This window comes from Pseudomonas migulae (assembly GCF_043225285.1).
Taxonomy (GTDB): domain Bacteria; phylum Pseudomonadota; class Gammaproteobacteria; order Pseudomonadales; family Pseudomonadaceae; genus Aquipseudomonas; species Aquipseudomonas migulae_C.
This window is the reverse complement of sequence record NZ_CP171224.1, coordinates 5,313,471-5,331,003: the sequence shown is the minus strand read 5'-3', so window position 1 is coordinate 5,331,003 and position 17,533 is coordinate 5,313,471. Positions and strand designations below refer to the sequence as shown.

Annotated in this window: 20 protein-coding genes; 7 read left to right on the top strand and 13 right to left on the bottom strand. The window is 55.9% G+C overall.

The genetic code is table 11. The features are described 5' to 3' along the window. Positions 1–30: 30 nt before the first annotated feature. From ACF6ZU_RS24510 to ACF6ZU_RS24495, 4 genes are all read right to left on the bottom strand, one after another. Positions 31–318 carry a hypothetical protein gene (locus ACF6ZU_RS24510; RefSeq protein WP_392887798.1) on the bottom strand — a complete coding sequence of 96 codons (288 nt, stop codon included), beginning with the start codon at positions 316–318 and terminating at the stop codon, positions 31–33. Continuing rightward, the gene (locus ACF6ZU_RS24505; RefSeq protein ID WP_392887797.1) at positions 315–1,037 is read right to left on the bottom strand and encodes a peptidoglycan recognition family protein; all 723 of its coding nucleotides are present in this window, start codon (positions 1,035–1,037) and stop codon (positions 315–317) included. The genes ACF6ZU_RS24510 and ACF6ZU_RS24505 overlap by 4 nt, the downstream gene beginning before the upstream one ends. Beyond that, the gene (locus tag ACF6ZU_RS24500; RefSeq protein ID WP_392887795.1) at positions 1,037–1,576 is read right to left on the bottom strand and encodes a PAAR domain-containing protein; all 540 of its coding nucleotides are present in this window, start codon (positions 1,574–1,576) and stop codon (positions 1,037–1,039) included. Before ACF6ZU_RS24500 ends, ACF6ZU_RS24505 begins: the two co-directional genes overlap by 1 nt. A gap of 280 nt (positions 1,577–1,856) precedes the next feature. Then, a complete protein-coding gene (locus tag ACF6ZU_RS24495; RefSeq protein WP_392887793.1) occupies positions 1,857–2,213 on the bottom strand; it encodes a hypothetical protein in 357 nt (118 codons plus the stop codon). A 243-nt stretch (positions 2,214–2,456) separates the two neighbouring features. On the opposite strand from ACF6ZU_RS24495, the gene ACF6ZU_RS24490 reads away from it, so the two are divergent. The 3 genes from ACF6ZU_RS24490 to ACF6ZU_RS24480 all read left to right on the top strand — a co-directional run bounded on the left by ACF6ZU_RS24490 (position 2,457) and on the right by ACF6ZU_RS24480 (position 4,495). Further along, complete coding sequence (locus ACF6ZU_RS24490; RefSeq protein WP_392887791.1) at positions 2,457–2,711, top strand: hypothetical protein; 255 nt, start codon at positions 2,457–2,459, stop codon at positions 2,709–2,711. Positions 2,712–2,926: 215 nt separating this feature from the next. Then, the gene (locus ACF6ZU_RS24485; RefSeq protein WP_392887787.1) at positions 2,927–3,754 is read left to right on the top strand and encodes an EamA family transporter; all 828 of its coding nucleotides are present in this window, start codon (positions 2,927–2,929) and stop codon (positions 3,752–3,754) included. Positions 3,755–3,949: 195 nt separating this feature from the next. Further along, positions 3,950–4,495, top strand: coding sequence for a hypothetical protein (locus ACF6ZU_RS24480; protein ID WP_392887785.1), 546 nt, complete (start codon positions 3,950–3,952; stop codon positions 4,493–4,495). Between the two features lie 119 nt (positions 4,496–4,614). On the opposite strand, the gene ACF6ZU_RS24475 is transcribed toward ACF6ZU_RS24480, so the two are convergent. From ACF6ZU_RS24475 to ACF6ZU_RS24465, 3 genes are all read right to left on the bottom strand, one after another. Beyond that, entirely contained in the window at positions 4,615–5,232 is a 618-nt protein-coding gene (locus tag ACF6ZU_RS24475) for a hypothetical protein (RefSeq protein ID WP_392887784.1), read from the bottom strand. An 8-nt stretch (positions 5,233–5,240) separates the two neighbouring features. Next, complete coding sequence (locus ACF6ZU_RS24470; protein ID WP_392893907.1) at positions 5,241–5,783, bottom strand: adenylate kinase; 543 nt, start codon at positions 5,781–5,783, stop codon at positions 5,241–5,243. Positions 5,784–6,170: 387 nt separating this feature from the next. After that, positions 6,171–6,989 (bottom strand): GIY-YIG nuclease family protein, encoded by an 819-nt coding sequence (locus tag ACF6ZU_RS24465; RefSeq protein ID WP_392887782.1) that lies wholly within the window; start codon positions 6,987–6,989, stop codon positions 6,171–6,173. Between the two features lie 606 nt (positions 6,990–7,595). Between ACF6ZU_RS24465 and ACF6ZU_RS24460 the strand changes: the two genes are divergently transcribed. Beyond that, positions 7,596–7,979 carry a DUF6966 domain-containing protein gene (locus tag ACF6ZU_RS24460; protein ID WP_392887780.1) on the top strand — a complete coding sequence of 128 codons (384 nt, stop codon included), beginning with the start codon at positions 7,596–7,598 and terminating at the stop codon, positions 7,977–7,979. Between the two features lie 40 nt (positions 7,980–8,019). Here ACF6ZU_RS24460 and tauD read toward each other — a convergent pair whose 3' ends face one another. From tauD to ACF6ZU_RS24445, 3 genes are all read right to left on the bottom strand, one after another. Then, positions 8,020–8,853: a taurine dioxygenase gene (gene tauD / locus ACF6ZU_RS24455; RefSeq protein ID WP_392887778.1), complete on the bottom strand. Its 834-nt coding sequence runs from the start codon at positions 8,851–8,853 to the stop codon at positions 8,020–8,022. Positions 8,854–8,855: 2 nt separating this feature from the next. Continuing rightward, positions 8,856–9,842, bottom strand: a complete 987-nt coding sequence (tauA, locus tag ACF6ZU_RS24450) for a taurine ABC transporter substrate-binding protein (protein ID WP_392887776.1) — start codon at positions 9,840–9,842, stop codon at positions 8,856–8,858. A gap of 569 nt (positions 9,843–10,411) precedes the next feature. Beyond that, positions 10,412–10,810, bottom strand: a complete 399-nt coding sequence (locus ACF6ZU_RS24445; protein ID WP_392893906.1) for a winged helix-turn-helix transcriptional regulator — start codon at positions 10,808–10,810, stop codon at positions 10,412–10,414. Positions 10,811–10,901: 91 nt separating this feature from the next. Here ACF6ZU_RS24445 and ACF6ZU_RS24440 point away from each other — a divergent pair, with 91 nt between their 5' ends. Continuing rightward, complete coding sequence (locus tag ACF6ZU_RS24440) at positions 10,902–11,822, top strand: aromatic alcohol reductase (protein ID WP_392887774.1); 921 nt, start codon at positions 10,902–10,904, stop codon at positions 11,820–11,822. 165 nt (positions 11,823–11,987) lie between these two features. Here ACF6ZU_RS24440 and ACF6ZU_RS24435 read toward each other — a convergent pair whose 3' ends face one another. Together ACF6ZU_RS24435 and ACF6ZU_RS24430 are read right to left on the bottom strand one after the other, a co-directional pair. Then, positions 11,988–12,473: a DUF6130 family protein gene (locus tag ACF6ZU_RS24435; protein WP_392887772.1), complete on the bottom strand. Its 486-nt coding sequence runs from the start codon at positions 12,471–12,473 to the stop codon at positions 11,988–11,990. 93 nt (positions 12,474–12,566) lie between these two features. After that, on the bottom strand, positions 12,567–13,256 hold the full coding sequence (locus ACF6ZU_RS24430; protein WP_392887771.1) for a winged helix-turn-helix transcriptional regulator: 690 nt from the start codon (positions 13,254–13,256) through the stop codon (positions 12,567–12,569). 102 nt (positions 13,257–13,358) lie between these two features. Between ACF6ZU_RS24430 and ACF6ZU_RS24425 the strand changes: the two genes are divergently transcribed. Together ACF6ZU_RS24425 and ACF6ZU_RS24420 are read left to right on the top strand one after the other, a co-directional pair. Further along, positions 13,359–14,300 carry a carbon-nitrogen hydrolase family protein gene (locus ACF6ZU_RS24425; RefSeq protein WP_392887769.1) on the top strand — a complete coding sequence of 314 codons (942 nt, stop codon included), beginning with the start codon at positions 13,359–13,361 and terminating at the stop codon, positions 14,298–14,300. 29 nt (positions 14,301–14,329) lie between these two features. Continuing rightward, positions 14,330–14,764 (top strand): GFA family protein, encoded by a 435-nt coding sequence (locus ACF6ZU_RS24420; RefSeq protein ID WP_392887767.1) that lies wholly within the window; start codon positions 14,330–14,332, stop codon positions 14,762–14,764. A gap of 161 nt (positions 14,765–14,925) precedes the next feature. On the opposite strand, the gene ACF6ZU_RS24415 is transcribed toward ACF6ZU_RS24420, so the two are convergent. Then, positions 14,926–17,469: a hypothetical protein gene (locus ACF6ZU_RS24415; RefSeq protein ID WP_392887766.1), complete on the bottom strand. Its 2,544-nt coding sequence runs from the start codon at positions 17,467–17,469 to the stop codon at positions 14,926–14,928. Positions 17,470–17,533: the final 64 nt, after the last annotated feature.

Genomic DNA, 17,533 nt, shown 5'->3' with positions numbered 1-17,533 from the left:
ATCGGGCCACTAGTCTTGCCCGACCGCTGATTATTTCTTCCTACACATTTCAACGTCGTCCTGAGTCTTCAACGCCGTATCAATTCCTAACCGGTATCTGCAGTAGTCAATAATCCACTTCCGCTCCTCCTCCGTCAGGCGCTCTGCCCGCCTGATCTCCCCATCATTGGCGTGAATGTTGTAGAACTTGATCTGAAGCGTCGGGTGTTTCTTGATGAACAGGATGGTCTCGATGTCACCATCCTCAAGCGCTTCGTAGTACCCGATGTAAAGCACGGCGAGCACCAGAAGCACCGCTGCGATTAGTAGTTTTTTCATGGTTGTGGCGCCGGAGGGGGTAACAACTGAGTTTCTGCCCTGATATTTCTGACCAATTCCATCCCGATGTTACCGGGGCAGATTTTTCCTTCGGAAGCCTGTCCTGGGTATTCCCTGTGTCCACCAAAGTGCTTGATGACGAACACGCTTTTCAGCGCTTCGATCAAGTGCATCAACGCGTCAATTTGCGCCGCTGGTATCACATTGGTCGTGCTGTAGCCGATGCTGTCGAGGGCCACACGTCCCTTCGCGACCCAATCGCCACCCTCCTCCGGTGTCGTCAGGTTTTCCAACAGAACAATGCCGATAAGGCCAGTGTTGTATTTCAGGACACTTGAGCCCTGAAGTCTGATGTCACGTCCCTCCAGTATTTGCCCGGTGCAGTCGATCCCGTAGTGATAGCCGATATCGTCGTACTTCTGGCTCAAATGGCCTTTCTGAATCTCCTGCATCTGATCCGCGCCTGGTGTGCAGCTATGACTGCGGCCCGCGTGGTGCAGCGCGATCATGGAGTAGTCCCAATCCATCTCCATATCCGGTTTGCCTTTCACCGCCCCCCAGGATGAGCGCTCGACAAACGTCGCATCCAACGACTGGACCTTTTTGATGATCGCCTCACGTGTGGCGGCTCTGTCATTCACTGAAATCGGAATCGGGCACATAAACTCGCCAGGTTTGATTTCCTGTGCGGTCGCCTGCGTTGCGAAGTTGCCAGCCATTACTGTTTCTCCGATAACTCGTGAAGCGTTCGCGCAGGGGCGTTGAATTTAACGTGAAGCGAAATGTTGGCATCCGGAGTCGACGTCTTGATGTGGGCTATGCCATCAGCGTCGGTTACGCCGATGGTCTCTACACCATTGACTGTTGCGACATAGTCACGGAAGGGCAAAGGATTGCCTGTCAGGCTGTCGGTGACACCGAAGGATTGTCCGTAGATTTTCTGAATGGAGAGTGGCACGGGAGGAATGAAAGGCACGGGGCTGTGCGAATCGCCAATGATGACGGTGCTGGAACCGCCAATCACGATGTCTCCGTGGCTCCCCGCAGTGTCGACTAGCGCGGCATTCCTGCCATTGATGAACACCGTCGCAGAAACGCCTGAAACCAACGCACTGCCGCACGTGCAGGTGTCACCTTTGCGGGCAGCTGCGAGGCCATCAAAAAATACATCGGAGGAACCAGAAGCGATGGACTGGGCGCCATGTCCGGGCATTGGGCAAGAAGTTGGATCGGTAACACGTGCGGCCGGCTTAGCCATGCATGACTCCCTGTCAGCAATTAAACGATGGGGGACTTTATCAGAGTTGCCTTGGAAGAGGATGCGCGGATTTTGTCGATGCCAGCTTGGGGAACAAATCGTTCACGGAGTATCCCGTGCAGCACAGGCCTCTGCATGGGTTAACAGAATGTAGGAAAGAGCTTGCTCGCGATGGTCTCGAACTCGCAAGCAGCTTAAAAACCTCGCGGTTGAGCGGATAGCGGTACAAGCGCTCCTGGAACGGGCGTTGCGCCAGCGTGCGCCGTTCGACTGTTCAGAATCAACGCCTGCAAGCAATCTCCTTCCACATGTACTCGTACTTGTGTTTCAGCCATATCACCAGGAGCGTATCAAACTGTCTGCGTAACCAATTACGCTCACGCGCCGCCAGTCTTTCCTCGATCCCGGCTCTGAGCCAGTCGGGGTCAAATCCTGCCCAGACAGTGGGCAAGGTTGCTGCAAGGTTGGAGAAGCACACTGGCGCAACTTCTGAAAAAAAGATTTCACGCAGTACGTCAGAATCGACCCCTTTGACGTGGCGCACGATGTAGTCGTAATCGGTTGGAAAATAATTGAATGGCTCAGACAGTGCGGTTCTGACCTCTGTCAGTTGTGGCTCGGTCAGAAAATGTCCCAATGTGAAAACTCCTCCAGTTCCTCATCAAGCGAGTCCGCGACTGCGCTGCACGCGAAGCCACCAGCCACCGATCCCACCAAGACGACCGCAATTGCGCAGATCGGAGCTGACCAATAGCAGAATTTCGCAACGGGCTGCTTCCGGCCAGAAGCAGACGGTCAATGGACGATCGCTGTCGACTCAAAGCAGTCTGTCCGGTAGTTGTATGAGTAACATGACTGACATTTCCAGGCAGGGAACTCTATGAGCACATTATCGACACTGATCATGCAGGCGCGTGAAGGGTTAGGAATTCAACAGAAGATTCCCCAGGAAAACTGGGAGGCGATGGCTTCTAAATGTGGTCCGGCAGAGATTGCAGAGATCAAGGAGCGAATCGCTGTATTGAAAGCAGAGCTGGGAACCATCGAAGAATGGGATGGTGAAACCATGGACGATATAAATATCGCCATTTACCGATTTTCTCAGTTGCTGGAACTATGCGTGGGTGCACCGTAAGTATTTGGCCGGCAGCTATGGGTCGATTGCAGCCTCTCGCGACAGGCAACAATCGGCCAGAAGCAGTCCGTCGCCAAAGACAACGAAAAACCAATGATTGCTAAGGCAACCCGGCTCCTTTGTGGGTTAGGCTGGCTAGCGAAACTACGAAATCAATTATCAGATCTTTTCTTCGCCGCCTTTAGTCTCCCGCTGAATCATCCCTAGGATGGCGCATGCCCTATCACATCATCTTGCTCATACTTTTCGCAGCGCTGTTGCATGCCAGCTGGAATGCCGCGTTGCGCGGTGGCGCCGACAGACTTTGGTCAATGACAATCATGTGCGTGGCAGTAGCCATCGCCAGTGTCGCAATGGCCTTGTTTCTGGAAGTTCCGGCCGAAGCCAGCTGGTTCTATGCAGTGCTTTCAGCGGTGCTGCACGTTGGCTATAACTTGTTCCTGGTGCGCAGCTACAAGGTTGGAGACCTTGGGCAAACTTACCCTATCTCGCGAGGCTCCTCGCCTATCCTTATCACCCTCGCCGCCTCGTTTTTTGCCGGGGAAACGGTCGGGGCAGTCGCAATGTTCGGCATTTTTCTGGTGTCAGGCGGCATCATCTCGCTGGCGTTTAGAGGGCGAAAGTTGGCCGTTCCCAGTCTGCCTTACGCCTTGGGAACGGGTTGCTTCATTGCGGCCTATAGCGTGACGGATGGCATTGGCGTTCGCCTGTCCGGTGCGCCGATGGCATACACGGTGTGGATGTGCGCCTTGTGGGGCGTTTTGATGCCATTGGTGTATGTAGGCATGCGCGACGCGAAAAGTTTATTTACCTTCCGGCCCGGGTTCATGACGGCTTTCTTCGGAGGCCTTGTTTCACTGCTGGCCTATGGAATCGTCATCTATGCCATGTCCGCCGCGCCCATGGGAGCGGTATCGGCATTGCGCGAAACCAGCGTATTGTTCGCGGCATTGATCGGATATTTTTTCTTGGGCGAGACACTGACTGTCCGAAAAATACTGGCATGCGTGGTGATTGCCATCGGCACGATCATCATTGGTTGACGACAAGGGCACTAATGATGGTCAGCTGTGAGTCGATTACAGCCCGTCGCGACAGGGAGATATCGGCCAAAAGCAGACACTTTATTTTTAGTATTGAGTCCTCCTGCTCGCATATATTTACGGCGAAAAATGACTCGGATGGCAATTTCTTGAAACTTTGCTTAGCTTGGTCATGACATTCCAGGGAGGGTTTACATGTCCAGATTTTCCGCCACCTTACTCATGATCACTCTGGGTACAAATGTTTGCGTTGCCAGCGAAGGTGATGACCAAGCCACTTCATTCGCCAAAATTTATGCATCGCTTTGTATGGCGAACATTCCAAATCTGGACACACTCCGAGAGAAGCTGAAGCCAATCCCAAGCCTTCCTGCGGAAAAGGCGTCGCTGTTCCTCGCAGGTAATCCCGGCAACGCATGGTCTGTTCCGGACAAGTACGGAACGTTTGTCCTTGCGCTTCCTAATGGTCAGATTTTTTGTGCCTTGCATGCACGCAGGGCAAGTACGGAGACAGCTATAAAGCTGTTCACTGGAATGGTCGCCAATGCACCCTCGCCGTTTACCTCAACACTGGTAAAAAACGACCAAACTCAATCCCCCGCAAATGGGCCAACTCAAACAATTTCCTACGAATGGTCGGCTCCAAACACGACACGAAAAGTTCTGTTCACCCTCACGACCACCTCCTCCGAGTCCGCACAGCTTCAGGTGCTTGGTTCGGCAGCAATCATCAGTCAATAGAATCAAGTCCCCGTTCAATGGATCTGCGTAGCAACGAGATGTGGGGTTAACAGATGGCGAACACATCTTTAATTCACCTTCCGTCGATCCGCTTCCACTGCGACTAAAACACCGGTTCCCTAAGCGGAGTGAACAGGTCGCGGGAGCGATCCGATCATTTGATCAAAGGCTGCCACCGCATATCTTCCGTCAAGACTTTCCAAGGTTGGCATTTCTGAAGGAAACCCGAATCGCACCCTGCCGGGAAGCGCTTCCTCCATAACTGAGTACCAGGTCAGCAGAGCTTGTTGGAGCCGCACGTGTAGCTCGAACCCACTCCGTCGGCGGGTGACGTCTGCTTGGGCTCGCTCTCGTGCGAGCTGAGGATCTATGCGGCCAACGATGTAACAGTCGGCAAAGCCAATGCGTTCTTGTGCGATTGTTTCTCTGGTGGCGTCCAACTCCATTCGCCAATCGTGTTCGCTCGCCTCGCCGATCTGCCAAAGAGTCCAAATGTAGTGGAGCTTGAGAGGGTCACTGTCACACAAAGCCCACGAAGACTTGTCTTCCATAGTCAGCGCTTTTTGCCAGCGATCCACGTTTCGCTCTGCCCAAAAAGTTGCTGCTCCGACGGGATCGTTTATCCGATTCGGCGCGTTCTCAAAACGACCGTGTTCAGGAACGACATGCTGCCCTCCATGCTTAGCGCACCATGTAGTTTTCCCGCTGGCGCTGATACCTTCAACAACCAAAATCATCGTTACGACTACTCCGTTAATTGCGCCACCGCATCAACCACATCCGCAGCCATCTTTTCAGGACTGCTCATCCCGTCAATTCGTAAGACCGAAACCGTTTGCTCAGATATCCACGCCTCATGCCATGCCCGGTTGCGCCCTGTAAAGTTCGGATTGTCGTATTGCGAGGCCCATTCCCGAAAGGCCACATGTATCTCATGCATGTCACCACCGGGTGTTATCCGATTTCCAAAGCGCTCCTTTTCACGTGCGGCCAGCCGTTCGAGGCGTACGGAAGTGTCGGTTACTACGAATACGATCAGATCGGCATGAGAAATCAGCGCATCGCCCCAACCCATACAAGAACCGGTCAGCACCCAATCATCATCGTTAAATTCTTGCTGGATCAATGACACGCGCTCACTGGGAGGTCGCTTCGTCGTGAATGGAGGGTTCGTGGGCATCCAGAAAAAATCATCGACATCCACATGTCGTACACCGATTAAAGTTGCGAGATTTTGACCCAAAGTGGTCACGCCCGCACACGAAGCACCTGTAATGTAAATCCGCAATTTTTCCTCCATGAATACAAGCCGGTTTCGAGGCCAGCACGATATCCCATACCCGCTAAAGGAGAAAACGTCATGAGGGAAGAGAGTCAGTCTCGACGACTGACTCTTTGAAAACACCCTATAGCCATGAAGACACAGCCGGGTATCCAAAAGCCGGCATTTCCGGTGACCAAACCTACTGCAACTAGCGCCACTCCTACTGCGAGCATGATGCGTTCTCCATAACCAAAATATCCATTAACGACGACGTGAAATTAACATAGCCCCTCCGCATTAGCGGCGAAAGAGTCATAACGGAAACGGGCGCCTTGTGGGCGCCCGTTTTTATGGGAGGCATTACGCGAGTCGGCCCCAACCTCAATGCAATTCGACCGAACCAAAACCGCGCTAATTGATGTTGAGCCCAAACCGCCGCGTCAGCAGTTTTTCCTTCCACTCCCCTTCCCTGGCGATGATCTCCGTCTCTCCCGCAGCGGACGAAGACACCTCAAGTATGGCGACTTGAAAATCATGTTCTTCCAGCGCCTTCAGCCCAATATTTCCGCCATGGCCAGTCGCGAAATATTCCTGCCACCGCCCCCAGAAACCGTCCGCACCGTACGCAGAGCCCACGTAAAGCCGGCCGGTTTTAAGGCACGTCAACGCATATACACCACGAACCACTGACAGCGCTGTGCGCCAGGAAAAAGGGATCGAACTCAGTTCCCGAATAGGCCACCGAAACGAACCAAACCCCGGAAATGGAGGCTCGATCACAACTCGGCGCATTTCCAGCACTTTCTTGTCCTGGTTATCCGCACGTTGCACCCAACTGCGTAACCCAGGTCCCCATTCAATCACCAGTCGCCCCGCGTAATCGCAAAGACTGTCATCGGGTTGCAGGTCATACAGGTGCAATCCGCTGACATCTTCGCCAGTCAGTGGGTCCTTCGTTCCCACGGGTACGGTGGACAGACCGGCAACCCGGTAAATACCCACGAACAGCGTTTCGTTGAGCGGCGTAGCGACAAATGCTGCCACCCAACCCGCATTGCTGAAGACGTCTCGTGCCTGGATGGATTGGTATTCGTCAAATCGCCCATCACCGGCAACCCAGAGATCGTAAGGTGTCTTGCCGCGAGAAGCGCGCTGATCTTGATGCCGTACCAGTCGGACCCTTGATAGATCCAGACCTACGCTGTTCAGGAAATAGTTGAAGGTGACCACGCCAGCTCTCTTTTTATGTGTGATTTTGGCCAATAGGTAATGCTGACTAAACAGTATTTTCAACTGAAAAGGTTCGGATACAAATGGCGATCAAACTGCTGCTAATGCCAACGCTTGAACGCCCGCCGTCCCCGCAAAACGCCCCATAGTATTGCGAGCCCTGCTCCGGCGCATACGGTGAAAAATACGACGTCTTGCAGCAAATACAGGGTGTTCTTTGATCCGGTTTCGACGAAACACGGTAAACGCTGAATGAGTCACAGACGTGTAGGAGCGAGCTTGCTCGCGATGGTCTTAAACGTAGCCGCGGGGTTCCTGACGCTACCCGGGGTTCTTTCGTCCATCGCGAGCAAGCTCGCTCCTACAGTTTGTTCACCTGTGTGCACACTTTTCTCGGCAGCTGCGATCTGCGCGTAAGCGCGGACAAGGATCCATTTGTGAGCCCATCGACCGAAGCGAATTAACAAAAAAATATGTGAAATAAAATGTGAAGATGGAGCTCGTCAGAAGTCCTCAAAGAACCTCTGGAGCCCAATAAATCAGCGCTTGTTCAGCAAGTGTGCATGTGAAATAAAATGTGAAGACTTCGATACGGTACAAACCGCTATGTCCTTGATCACATCTAAATCCTCGCTCAACCCGATTCTCCCCGACACGCTGCCTGCGCTGGCGGATGCTCCTTTGACCGAGCAATTGATCAACGTTCTGGACCAACTCGCCGCCGTGCTGGAAAGCGATGGCGATATCCACTGGAGCCAGTGGATACGCAAGGCCAGGGTGTACGTGATGAACTCTGATTACCACGGCATTGAATACTTGCTGTCCGCCTACGGCGGGATGGGTTCATTCAATGACCTGGTACTGGGTCAGACCAGTGTCAACGGCGCTTTTGCCTGGAAGCCTGGGCATGTTGAGCTGAACGATAAGTTTGACGCCTTACGCGCTCTGGCCGCAAAGCTCGCGCGTGAAATCAAGCGTTCACAGAGCTGATTTATCGAACACTAAAATCTTCAGCACACCCCTGCCCCCCTCAAAACGGCACATCACCAAGAATGGTCGCCCTATGCATCACCCGCCGGTTCGGCCGGTAATCATCAATCGCATAATGCTGGGTAATGCGGTTATCCCAGAACGCGACGTCATTGGTTTTCCATTGCCAACGCACCGTGAATTCTGGACGGCTCACGTGATGGAACAGGAAGGCCAATAACGCCTCGCTTTCCCTCGATTCGAGTTCATTGATTCGCGTGGTAAAGCCTTCATTCACAAACAACGCCTTGCGCCCGGTCGCGGGATGGATTCTGACCACGGGGTGCGACAGCGGCGGATGATCCTTTCTGGCCTTCTCATAGCGTTCCAGCGCTTCAGGTGTGCTGCCGAAGCGCTCCGTCGGAAACGATTTGGTCAGCTCATGGGTGGCGGTCAAACCGTCGAGCAAGCCTTTGAGGGGCGCCGACAAGGCTTCGAAGGCTGCCACGCCATTGGCCCACAACGTATCGCCCCCGAAGGCCGGCACCTGTTTGGCCCTAAGCACCGAACCTAAGGCTGGCGCGGCGAGAAAGGTCACGTCGGTGTGCCAGATCGCGTTGTCGCGTACGTCCGTCACGGCGGTGTCGATCAGCAGCAACTCCGGGTGCTGATCGACATGCGGGTAAATGGGATGCCGGTGCAGATCACCGAAACGCGAGGCGAACCTCACGTGTTCGGCATCGGTGATGTCCTGGTTGCGAATAAACAAAACCTGATGTTCGAGCAAGGCTTGCTCCACCCAGTGGTGTTGCTGATCGCTCAACACCTGGCTCAGGTCCAGCCCCTGGATTTCGGCGCCGATGGTCGGGCCAAGGGGACGAAGGCTCAAGGTCATGTTTACTCTCCGATGAAGCGGTCGCTGACAAAGGCGGAATAGTCAGGCAGCACTTTCTCTACTTTCCCCTGCTCTTTCAGGAACTCGGCGGTCTTGCCGATTTCCAGGGCGGTGCCGCCGGCAAGGAACTGCGATGTTTTCTGTTCGGCGGCCGACGGGAAGTAAGAGCCATCAAGCAATTCGGGGATGTCCGCCGCATTGGCGCCGGTGAGTCTGGCAATGCTTTTCACCGGCTCGGACGCCACGGTCCAGTCCTTTTTGTGCGCCGAGTAGTCCGCAATCGCCGCCAGGCTGACCCGAGCGAAATCGGCGACTACCTTCGGGTTCTTTTCAGCGAAGTCCTTGCGCGCTACCCACACTTCGAAGGTCGGCGCGCCCCAGTTCGACACTTCTGAAGCATCGGTCAAAATCTTCCCGGTCTTGCGGATTTCACCCAAGGCTGGCGACCAGGTAAACGCAGCATCGATATCGCCACGACTCCAGGCGGCGGTGATCTGCGCCGGCGTCAGGTTGACGATGTTGACCTTGCGCGGATCAAGGTTCCAATGCTTCAACGCCCCCAGCAGGCTGTAGTGGGAGGTCGAGACAAACGGCACCGCAACGGTTTTGCCGATCAGGTCCTCAGGCTTGGTGATACCGCTGCCATTACGCACGACCAACGCTTCGGAACTGCGGATTTGCGCGCTGACAATGAATGCCACCAATGGCATGTTGCGCGACGCGGCTGCGGCCAGCGGGCTTGAGCCCAGGTTGCCGATCTGCACATCCCCGGAAGCCATGGCCGCCAGCACCGCCGGACCGGCGTCGAACTTGCGCCAATCGATCTTCTCGCCAATACCCTTCTCATACTCGCCATCGGCAATGGCCCGCTTGATCGGGTCGATGCCATTGATGTAGCCAATGGTCAATTCGGCGGCCTGAGCATTAATCGAAAGTGCAGCAATCCCCACGGCCGCGAGAAGACTCTTGGCCAAGTTCAGCGTTTTCATGTTGTTGTTCCCGAGCGGATTAGGGTTGGGTCGTGCGATGTTCGGCGTCAGAAGCGTCGGACTTTGATAGATGATAATGATCTAAGAAATTTTCAATAAATAATTTTATGGAATTAGCTTAGACAGCTCGGGTGGGGAGTTACATGAGGGAGCGAGCTCAGACATCCAAGAGGTTCGGAGCGCAAATGGCGAGCAAAATGCTGTTATCAGTGTTTGAACACCCGTCGCCCAGTCAGAGCCTCCCATAGCATAACGAGCCCTACTACAACGGTTAACATCAAAAACAACGCTTTTTGCAGGAAATACAAGACGAAGCTCCCTGGTTTTTCGTCGTATACAAAGTGCTCTTCAATGTGATGACGACGAGGCCCTGTCAAAGCGTCTAACTCCCGAGTTGTCAGGGCGTCGTATAGTTCCAGAGCCAACAGAGAATCAACGAGCAGGATGAACAGTGCACCGAAGAATAAGTAAATGCGGGGGCGATATCTTGGTTTCACGGAAGCTCCATCGTTCTAACAGGGCGGCTATTCAACCGCGAACTGGCTCAGCAACAGCTTAGTTACCATGGATCAATTCTCACCATCAAACCTCACCCGCGCCGCCCTAAACCCCTCCGCATTCTCCAGCAACCAAGTCCACAACGGCACCATCCGCGCCAGGAAGCTGCGCCCCAACGCCGTCAGCTCATAATCCACCCTCGGCGGCACCTCGCCGTGATCAAAACGCGCAATCAACCCATCCCGTTCCAGCTGCCGCAAACTGCGGGTCAGCATCCGTTGCGTAACCCCCGGCAAGCGCCGACCAATTTCGGCGTGGCGCAATTTCCCCACGCTACCCAGGGTATGGACGATGCCCAGCGACCAGCGATTGCCGGCGTGGGTCAGTACTTCGCGCTTGAGGCCGTCGTCTTCGGCGCTGAGTGCGTCGCACGCGGCCTGGGACTGGCGGATGACTTCGTCTTCACTCATTTCGTCGTGCGGTATCACGCGTGTGCCTTCTTCTGAACGTTCGCCAAGGGTGACAGGATAGAAAAACAATTCGCCGTTCTGGAAGTGATCGATGCCTACATTCAACCCTGCAAAAACCGAAAACATTCTTGTCCTGGGGGCCGGCGAGCTTGGCATGGCCGTGCTGCGCGAGCTGGCCGTTCGGCCTCAGGCGCGGGTTACGGTGATGCTGCGACCGTCGGCCATCGATACCACGTCGGCGCACAAACGCCAAACCCTTGAGGAACTGGCGGCGCTGGGTATCGAGGTGCTGGCGGGTGATGTGGTGAACGATTCCGTCGAGCAGTTGGCCGAGCGGTTTGGCGGTTTCGACACGCTGGTCAGTTGCCTTGGTTTTGTCGCCGGTAGCGGGACGCAAGTCAAACTCGCTCGCGCGGCGTTGCAGTCGGATGTGAAGCGTTATGTGCCGTGGCAGTTTGGCGTGGATTACGACGTGATTGGTCGTGGCAGCCCGCAGGATCTGTTTGATGAGCAGCTGGATGTGCGCGATCTGCTGCGCGGGCAATCGCGGGTGCAGTGGCTGATTATTTCCACCGGGATGTTTACCAGTTTTCTGTTCGAGCCGGTGTTTGGCGTGGTGGATCTGGCGCAGAACACTGTGCGTGCGTTGGGCCGTTGGGAGACCGCTGTGACGGTGACGACGCCGGAGGATATTGGTCAGCTGGTGGCTACGGTGCTGTTTGATCCGGCGTTGGTGAATCAGGTGGTCTACGTGGCCGGCGACACCCTCAGCTATGGGCAGTTGGCCGATACCGTTGACCGGTTGCTCAAGCGCAAGGTTGAGCGTGTGGAATGGACGGTGCCTGCGCTGTTGGCGGATCTGGCTGCTGCGCCGGATGATCAGATGCGCAAGTATCGGGCGGTGTTTGCCGACGGCAAGGGCGTGGCTTGGGACAAGGCGGATAGCTATAACGCCGGGTGGGGGATCGAGACGACCACTGTTGCGCAGTGGATTGGAGAGCATTTGGTTTGATTGTGCGCGGGCGAGTTTGCTTCGGGCCGCGTTTCGATGAGGAGCGCGAATGTATACGCGGGGTTTCTGGAGGTTCGTGGTGTTCTTTCGTTCATCGCGAGCAGGCTCGCTCCTACAGGGGCGGGGGTGGGCACACCGCAGCCATTCGCGATGGAGACACGACGGTCACGGTTTTATCGTGTGGCCCTCATCCATGTGGGGGACGTTCGCTGATTTATTCTCGGGAACGGTAAAACTCACTGTCGTGCTGGTGATGATCTTGTGAGTCGGGTCGGCCACTTCCAGCAGCACCTTGTGAATGCCGGGCGTCAGTCCGACCAGGATAATCGGGTCTTCACTGGTGTGCGCCCACGTACCTTTCCAGTCATCGACCGTGACGTGGAGGTGGCCGAGACGAGGTGAGACCGTACTCGCCGCCTTACCAAAGACCGGCATGATCCTGGCGTGCTCTGTTCGAAACTGGATGATGACCACACCACGGGCCAGCGGCTCGGCCAACGGCGCATAGGCAATAAGTTTGGGCAGCGTCTCGGATTCCAGGGGGAGTATTGCTGGTGGGTGCTGGGTATCCGTCTCTCCTTGACCGAATGCCGCAATGCAAAAAAAGCCCCCCAATGCCAGCGCAAACAGCTTTCCGAGAGCGAGGGACATGGCGTTTTACTCCTGCGGGATTTTATTCAAGGCTGGATCACACCGCAGCCGGTTACCGCTGCGGATTAAAGATCACGTTCAACATCCGCGAGATCACCGAGTCAGTGCCGCGCTCCGCGTCCCTGCAAACGCACTGGTACCGAGCCAACGCCACAGGCTTTGCGCATCCTTCAGTGCGCCATCCACCCGCAGCTCTTGCGATTCAAGCACCTCACGCGGTGTGCGGTCGCCTGCCCACACTTCGGTCAATGCGCGCACGCTGGAATCGACGATGAGGGTCAGCTCGCGGCCGGGGTCGTCGCGGCACAGGTCGGCAATGCCCTCCTCGACCACCAGCCACCACGCTTGCTCGCCGGGCCGGGCATCGCGGAACTTGAAGTGGATGACCACCGGTCTGGGCGGGAATGTCTCGATGCGCACGAATCGGCGCACGTCCCACATGAGCAGGCCCGCGTCGAGTTCGTCATCGCGCAGGCGACTGCCGATCCAGCGCGCCCCCCAATGACCGAGCGCCATGATGATGGGGCGCAATTCCTCGCCCGCCTCAGTCAGGCGGTACTCCCAGACTTTGCCGGTGGCCGTGCGGTGGACCACGCCGATTTCTTCCAGATGGCGCAGCCGTTGTGCCAACAGGTTGGTGGACATCCGGGGTACGCCGCGGTGCAGTTCGTTGAAGCGCTTGCTGCCGCACAACAGCTCGCGCACGACCAACGGTGTCCAGCGCTCGCACAGGGCTTCGGCACCGCGTGCGACCGTGCAGAACTGACCGTAGCTGTCTTCCATTGCCTGGGCTCCGCGACTGAAACACTTCAGATTCTGAACTAGTCCCGCCCCTTCCCCACGCGCACGCTGAAACCTCGAAAGCCATCCGTGCAGGAGAACGTCATGACCAAGGTAGCCATTATTCAGCGTCCGCCCGTGCTGCTCGATCGCGGCGCGACGATCGCCCGGGCCGTGCAATCGGTCGCCGAAGCGGCGGCGGAAGGTGCCACGCTGATCGTTTTGCCCGAATCGTTCATTCCCGGTTACCCGTCGTGGATCTGGCGGCTGGCGGCGGGAAAGGACGGGGCTGTCATGGGCCAGTTGCACACGAGGCTGCTGGCCAACGCCGTTGATATTACGAACGGTGACCTGAGCCCTTTGTGCGAGGCCGCCAGGGTTCATGCGGTGACGATCGTGTGCGGCATCAATGAATGCGACCGGCGCAATGGCGGCGGCACGCTCTATAACAGCGTAGTCGTTATCGGGGCGAACGGCGCGGTGCTCAACCGGCACCGCAAGCTGATGCCCACCAATCCAGAGCGCATGGTGCATGGCTTTGGTGATGCCTCCGGGTTGCGCGCGGTCGATACACCAGCCGGACTCATTGGTGCGCTTATCTGCTGGGAAAACTACATGCCGCTGGCACGCTATTCCCTGTATGCCCAAGGGGTGGAAATCTACGTCGCCCCCACGTACGACACGGGCGACGGCTGGATCAGCACGATGCGTCACATTGCGCTCGAAGGCCGCTGCTGGGTGCTCGGCAGTGGCTCCGCGTTGCGCGGCAGTGACATCCCCGACGACTTCCCCGCGCGCGCCCAACTGTTTGCCGATCCAGAGGAGCGGATCAACGACGGCGACTCGGTGGTGGTCAATCCGCAGGGCCGGATCGTCGCCGGTCCATTGCACCGGGAGACCGGGATTTTGTATGCGGACATCGACGTCGCACTCGTGGCGCCAGCGCGACGGGCCCTCGACGTCACCGGGCATTACGCGCGCCCTGACATCTTCGAATTGCAGGTGCGGCGCACACCGACAACAGCGGTGCGCTACATCGACGGCTGAAGGCAAACCATTGATCAGGAAGGCATGCCATGAACATTGAACAGTCTTACAACGGCAGCTGTTTTTGCGGCGCGGTCGAGTTCATCGTCAGCGGCGAGCCGGTCGGGATGGGTTACTGCCATTGCGCGTCGTGTCGACATTGGTCCGCCGGGCCGGTCAACGCGTTCACGCTGTGGAAACCCGAGGCGCTGCACGTGACTCGGGGGGCGGACAACATCGGTACCTACAACAAGACGCCACAGAGTTACCGCAAGTGGTGCAAGACCTGCGGCGGGCATCTATTCACTGAACACCCGGGGATGGGGCTGATCGATGTATTTGCAGCGGTCATCCCGGACCTCGCCTACTCGCCGGGCGTTCATGTGCACTATCAGGAGACTGTGCTGCGTATCAAGGATGGATTGCCGAAGCTGAAGGATGTCCCCAGCGAACTAGGGGGATCAGGAGTCAGCGTGGACGAATAGCGCTTGCGCAGTGCCAACGAAAACGGGCGCCTTGTCGGGCGCCCGTTTGGTTCAGGGTTGGCTGCTGCGAGCCGTGCTGATCAGTGCGATTTCTTCGCAGACCAGCGCAAGGCAGGTGATCGCGGCAATCAATGAGCGTGAACTGTGCATGAGTCGTTCCTTCAGTGTGGCGGGATAGCTCTCTGAATCTTGGACGCTATCGAGGGTGCGGGTTCCCGCCCTGCATGTTGGGTGGGCGGTGCCTGCGCTGTTGGCGACGCCCTCTCCCCCCTGAACCTGAGGCAAACCGAAATAGCGATGCCCCACAGGAAAAACGTGATGATGCCCGGATAAGGCTGGCGCATGCCGACCTTCAACATGTTGTCTGCCAGCAGCAAGAACAGGACAACCCCCATCAGGCCCAGCACTTCCGACGAGGCCCATATCTTCAGCGAATTTCGCGCAGCCGAGTACACCGTGTAAGCGATCAGGCTTACGAGCGGCAGTATCGCCAGGAATCCGAAGTTGTAGATAAAGTCCAGATAGTAATTATGCGCACTCGGAAACTTGGTTCTATCCGGCGCCGCTTCATGCCCCAACCAGAATGACCTGACAGTATTGAAAATCTCGGACCAGTAAAATTTCCAGTACACCAGTCGTTCCGCACGATTGTTCAGACGAACGACTCCACCTGACTCATTCAGCTCACCCGCACCATCGAACCCACCACTTGAAAAATCGCCTCCCTGCCAATCGACACCAATTTTTTCCCGCAGCAGTGTTCCGTTGATCAAAAACGCCACACTCAGCGCAATCCCCAAGGCAACGAACAGCACGATCAAGCCACTTTGCCAGGTGTTTTTTCTGAGCAGCAGGCTGCGCACAAAGAAAACCAGTGTCCCGAGAATCAGGAACGCACCCGCCAACATCGAGAACGAAAAGGCCACATACCAGCCCATGATCGCCGACAGCAATAACAGGCCTCGTCGGTAACCCGCTTCATCGGCAAGCGAATACAGGGAAATGAGGAAGCCGCCCGTGAAGATGACCGGCACATACTGCATGTGCTGGTAAATGCTGAACAAATAGGCGGACGGTGAAAGTAAGCCGATGCCTCGGCTAATGGTCGACAGAAGCTCTAATGGCACGATGACGAGCAGCAGAAAGAACACGACTTTCGCCACCCAGGAAATTGCACTTTTTTCCAATCCATATTGCTGCCCGAGCACGAGCGCGAACACGGGCAGCATGTATTGAACGAGCAAAATCAATTTTGTTTTCGCTTCGACGCCGGTTTCCGCTGCCAGTACCAGCGTTGTCAGCAGCATCGCCATGAACAGGAAAAACACTACGATCAACGTCAGGCGAGCTTTCGTGTAGCGCCCTAGTACAACAATGCCGGCGTAACACGCCAGTATCGAAATAGGGAGAGGCAGTAATGCGAGTTTTCCTTCGCTGGAGAAATTGGGCGCCTGGCCCTGATAAATCCCGCTGGATAATTGAAAAAACAATGGAATAAACAGGAAGAACGCCAGACTTGCCAATATCCATCGGTCTGACTTGTTTAAAACCCGCGTGCCGAACAGGCCATCTCTCTCGCTGACGTAAAACACCCAGGACAACAACGCGCTGATTAAATAAAGCGCCGCCAATGAGGAAGCGCCGAGGCCGTAATAAAGAAACGGAATGCAACTGACCAGCATGATGTTGGCCAGCATATCGGAACCAAACGCATCCTGATTTTCGCTGCTCTGCAGCAGTCGCAACCTGATTCTTTGGGCCTTGACCATGACGGCCCCGCCTATGAGCGAGCAGCCTGTGGCCAGCCAGAAGAATCCTGCTTTTCCGGTCCACAGCAACAATGCCGGGCGCCATAGCGCAATGCCAATGAGCAGGAGACCTACCAATACAGAGCCTGCGACAAGCAGGTTTATCCAGCGCAACAGAGGGCTGGAACGACCGGCATCGACTTCGTGGCGTACCAGGGTCGGTCCCAAGGCCTGGGTAAAGATCGCGCCCATGATCCCGCCCAGTGCAAAGGCCGAAAACAGGTCACCGGCCAGTTGCCTCCCCGCCAGCAGCACAATAAAAAGCCTGAAGACATACACCGACACACCGATCACCGCCGTTGAGCCAAAGTGCGGCAACAGCAGTTTCAGGTACTTGTTTCCCTGTGGCGCTCTTTTGAAAGCGGCCGCGAGCATCTCGGGGCGGACGCAACAGAAGAGAGGCGACGCCGCCCATACAGCCAATGACCAAAGGCTGAAGGTACTGTAGAAAGTGAGCGTCACCAGGACCAGCAAACTTACAACGCCCTGGATAAGAAAAAAATTCAACGCCTGAGTGGATTGGCGATCATGCTCTTGCTGACAAAGAAATACTTCCGCCAGCCACTCGCAGGCCCGACGCGCGATCAGCAAACTAATGAACAGCCAGCCTGAAGCCACCAGCCCCATACTGAGCATGTACGCAAGAACACAAAGTGGAAGGACTAAAAACAAACGCAGCCGCAAGATATAGGCACTTTCCACTTGCCTGTTTTGAGCGAGGATGATGCTCCGCGCGTTACCGGAGAATGAATAAAAGAGCGCGACCGTCGCGCCGTGCACAATACCAAAGTCTGCGGCCAACTCCGGCCGCCCAAGTAAGCTCAAACCGATCATGACCAACATCATGGCGAAGGTGTTGGCCATAAATGCGGCGGGAAAAATCAGTATCTTTCTCACATGTTCTGACCTCTAACCATGAGTCAGTTAGTCATCGAAATTTTCCAACTCAATCAAAGTAGTT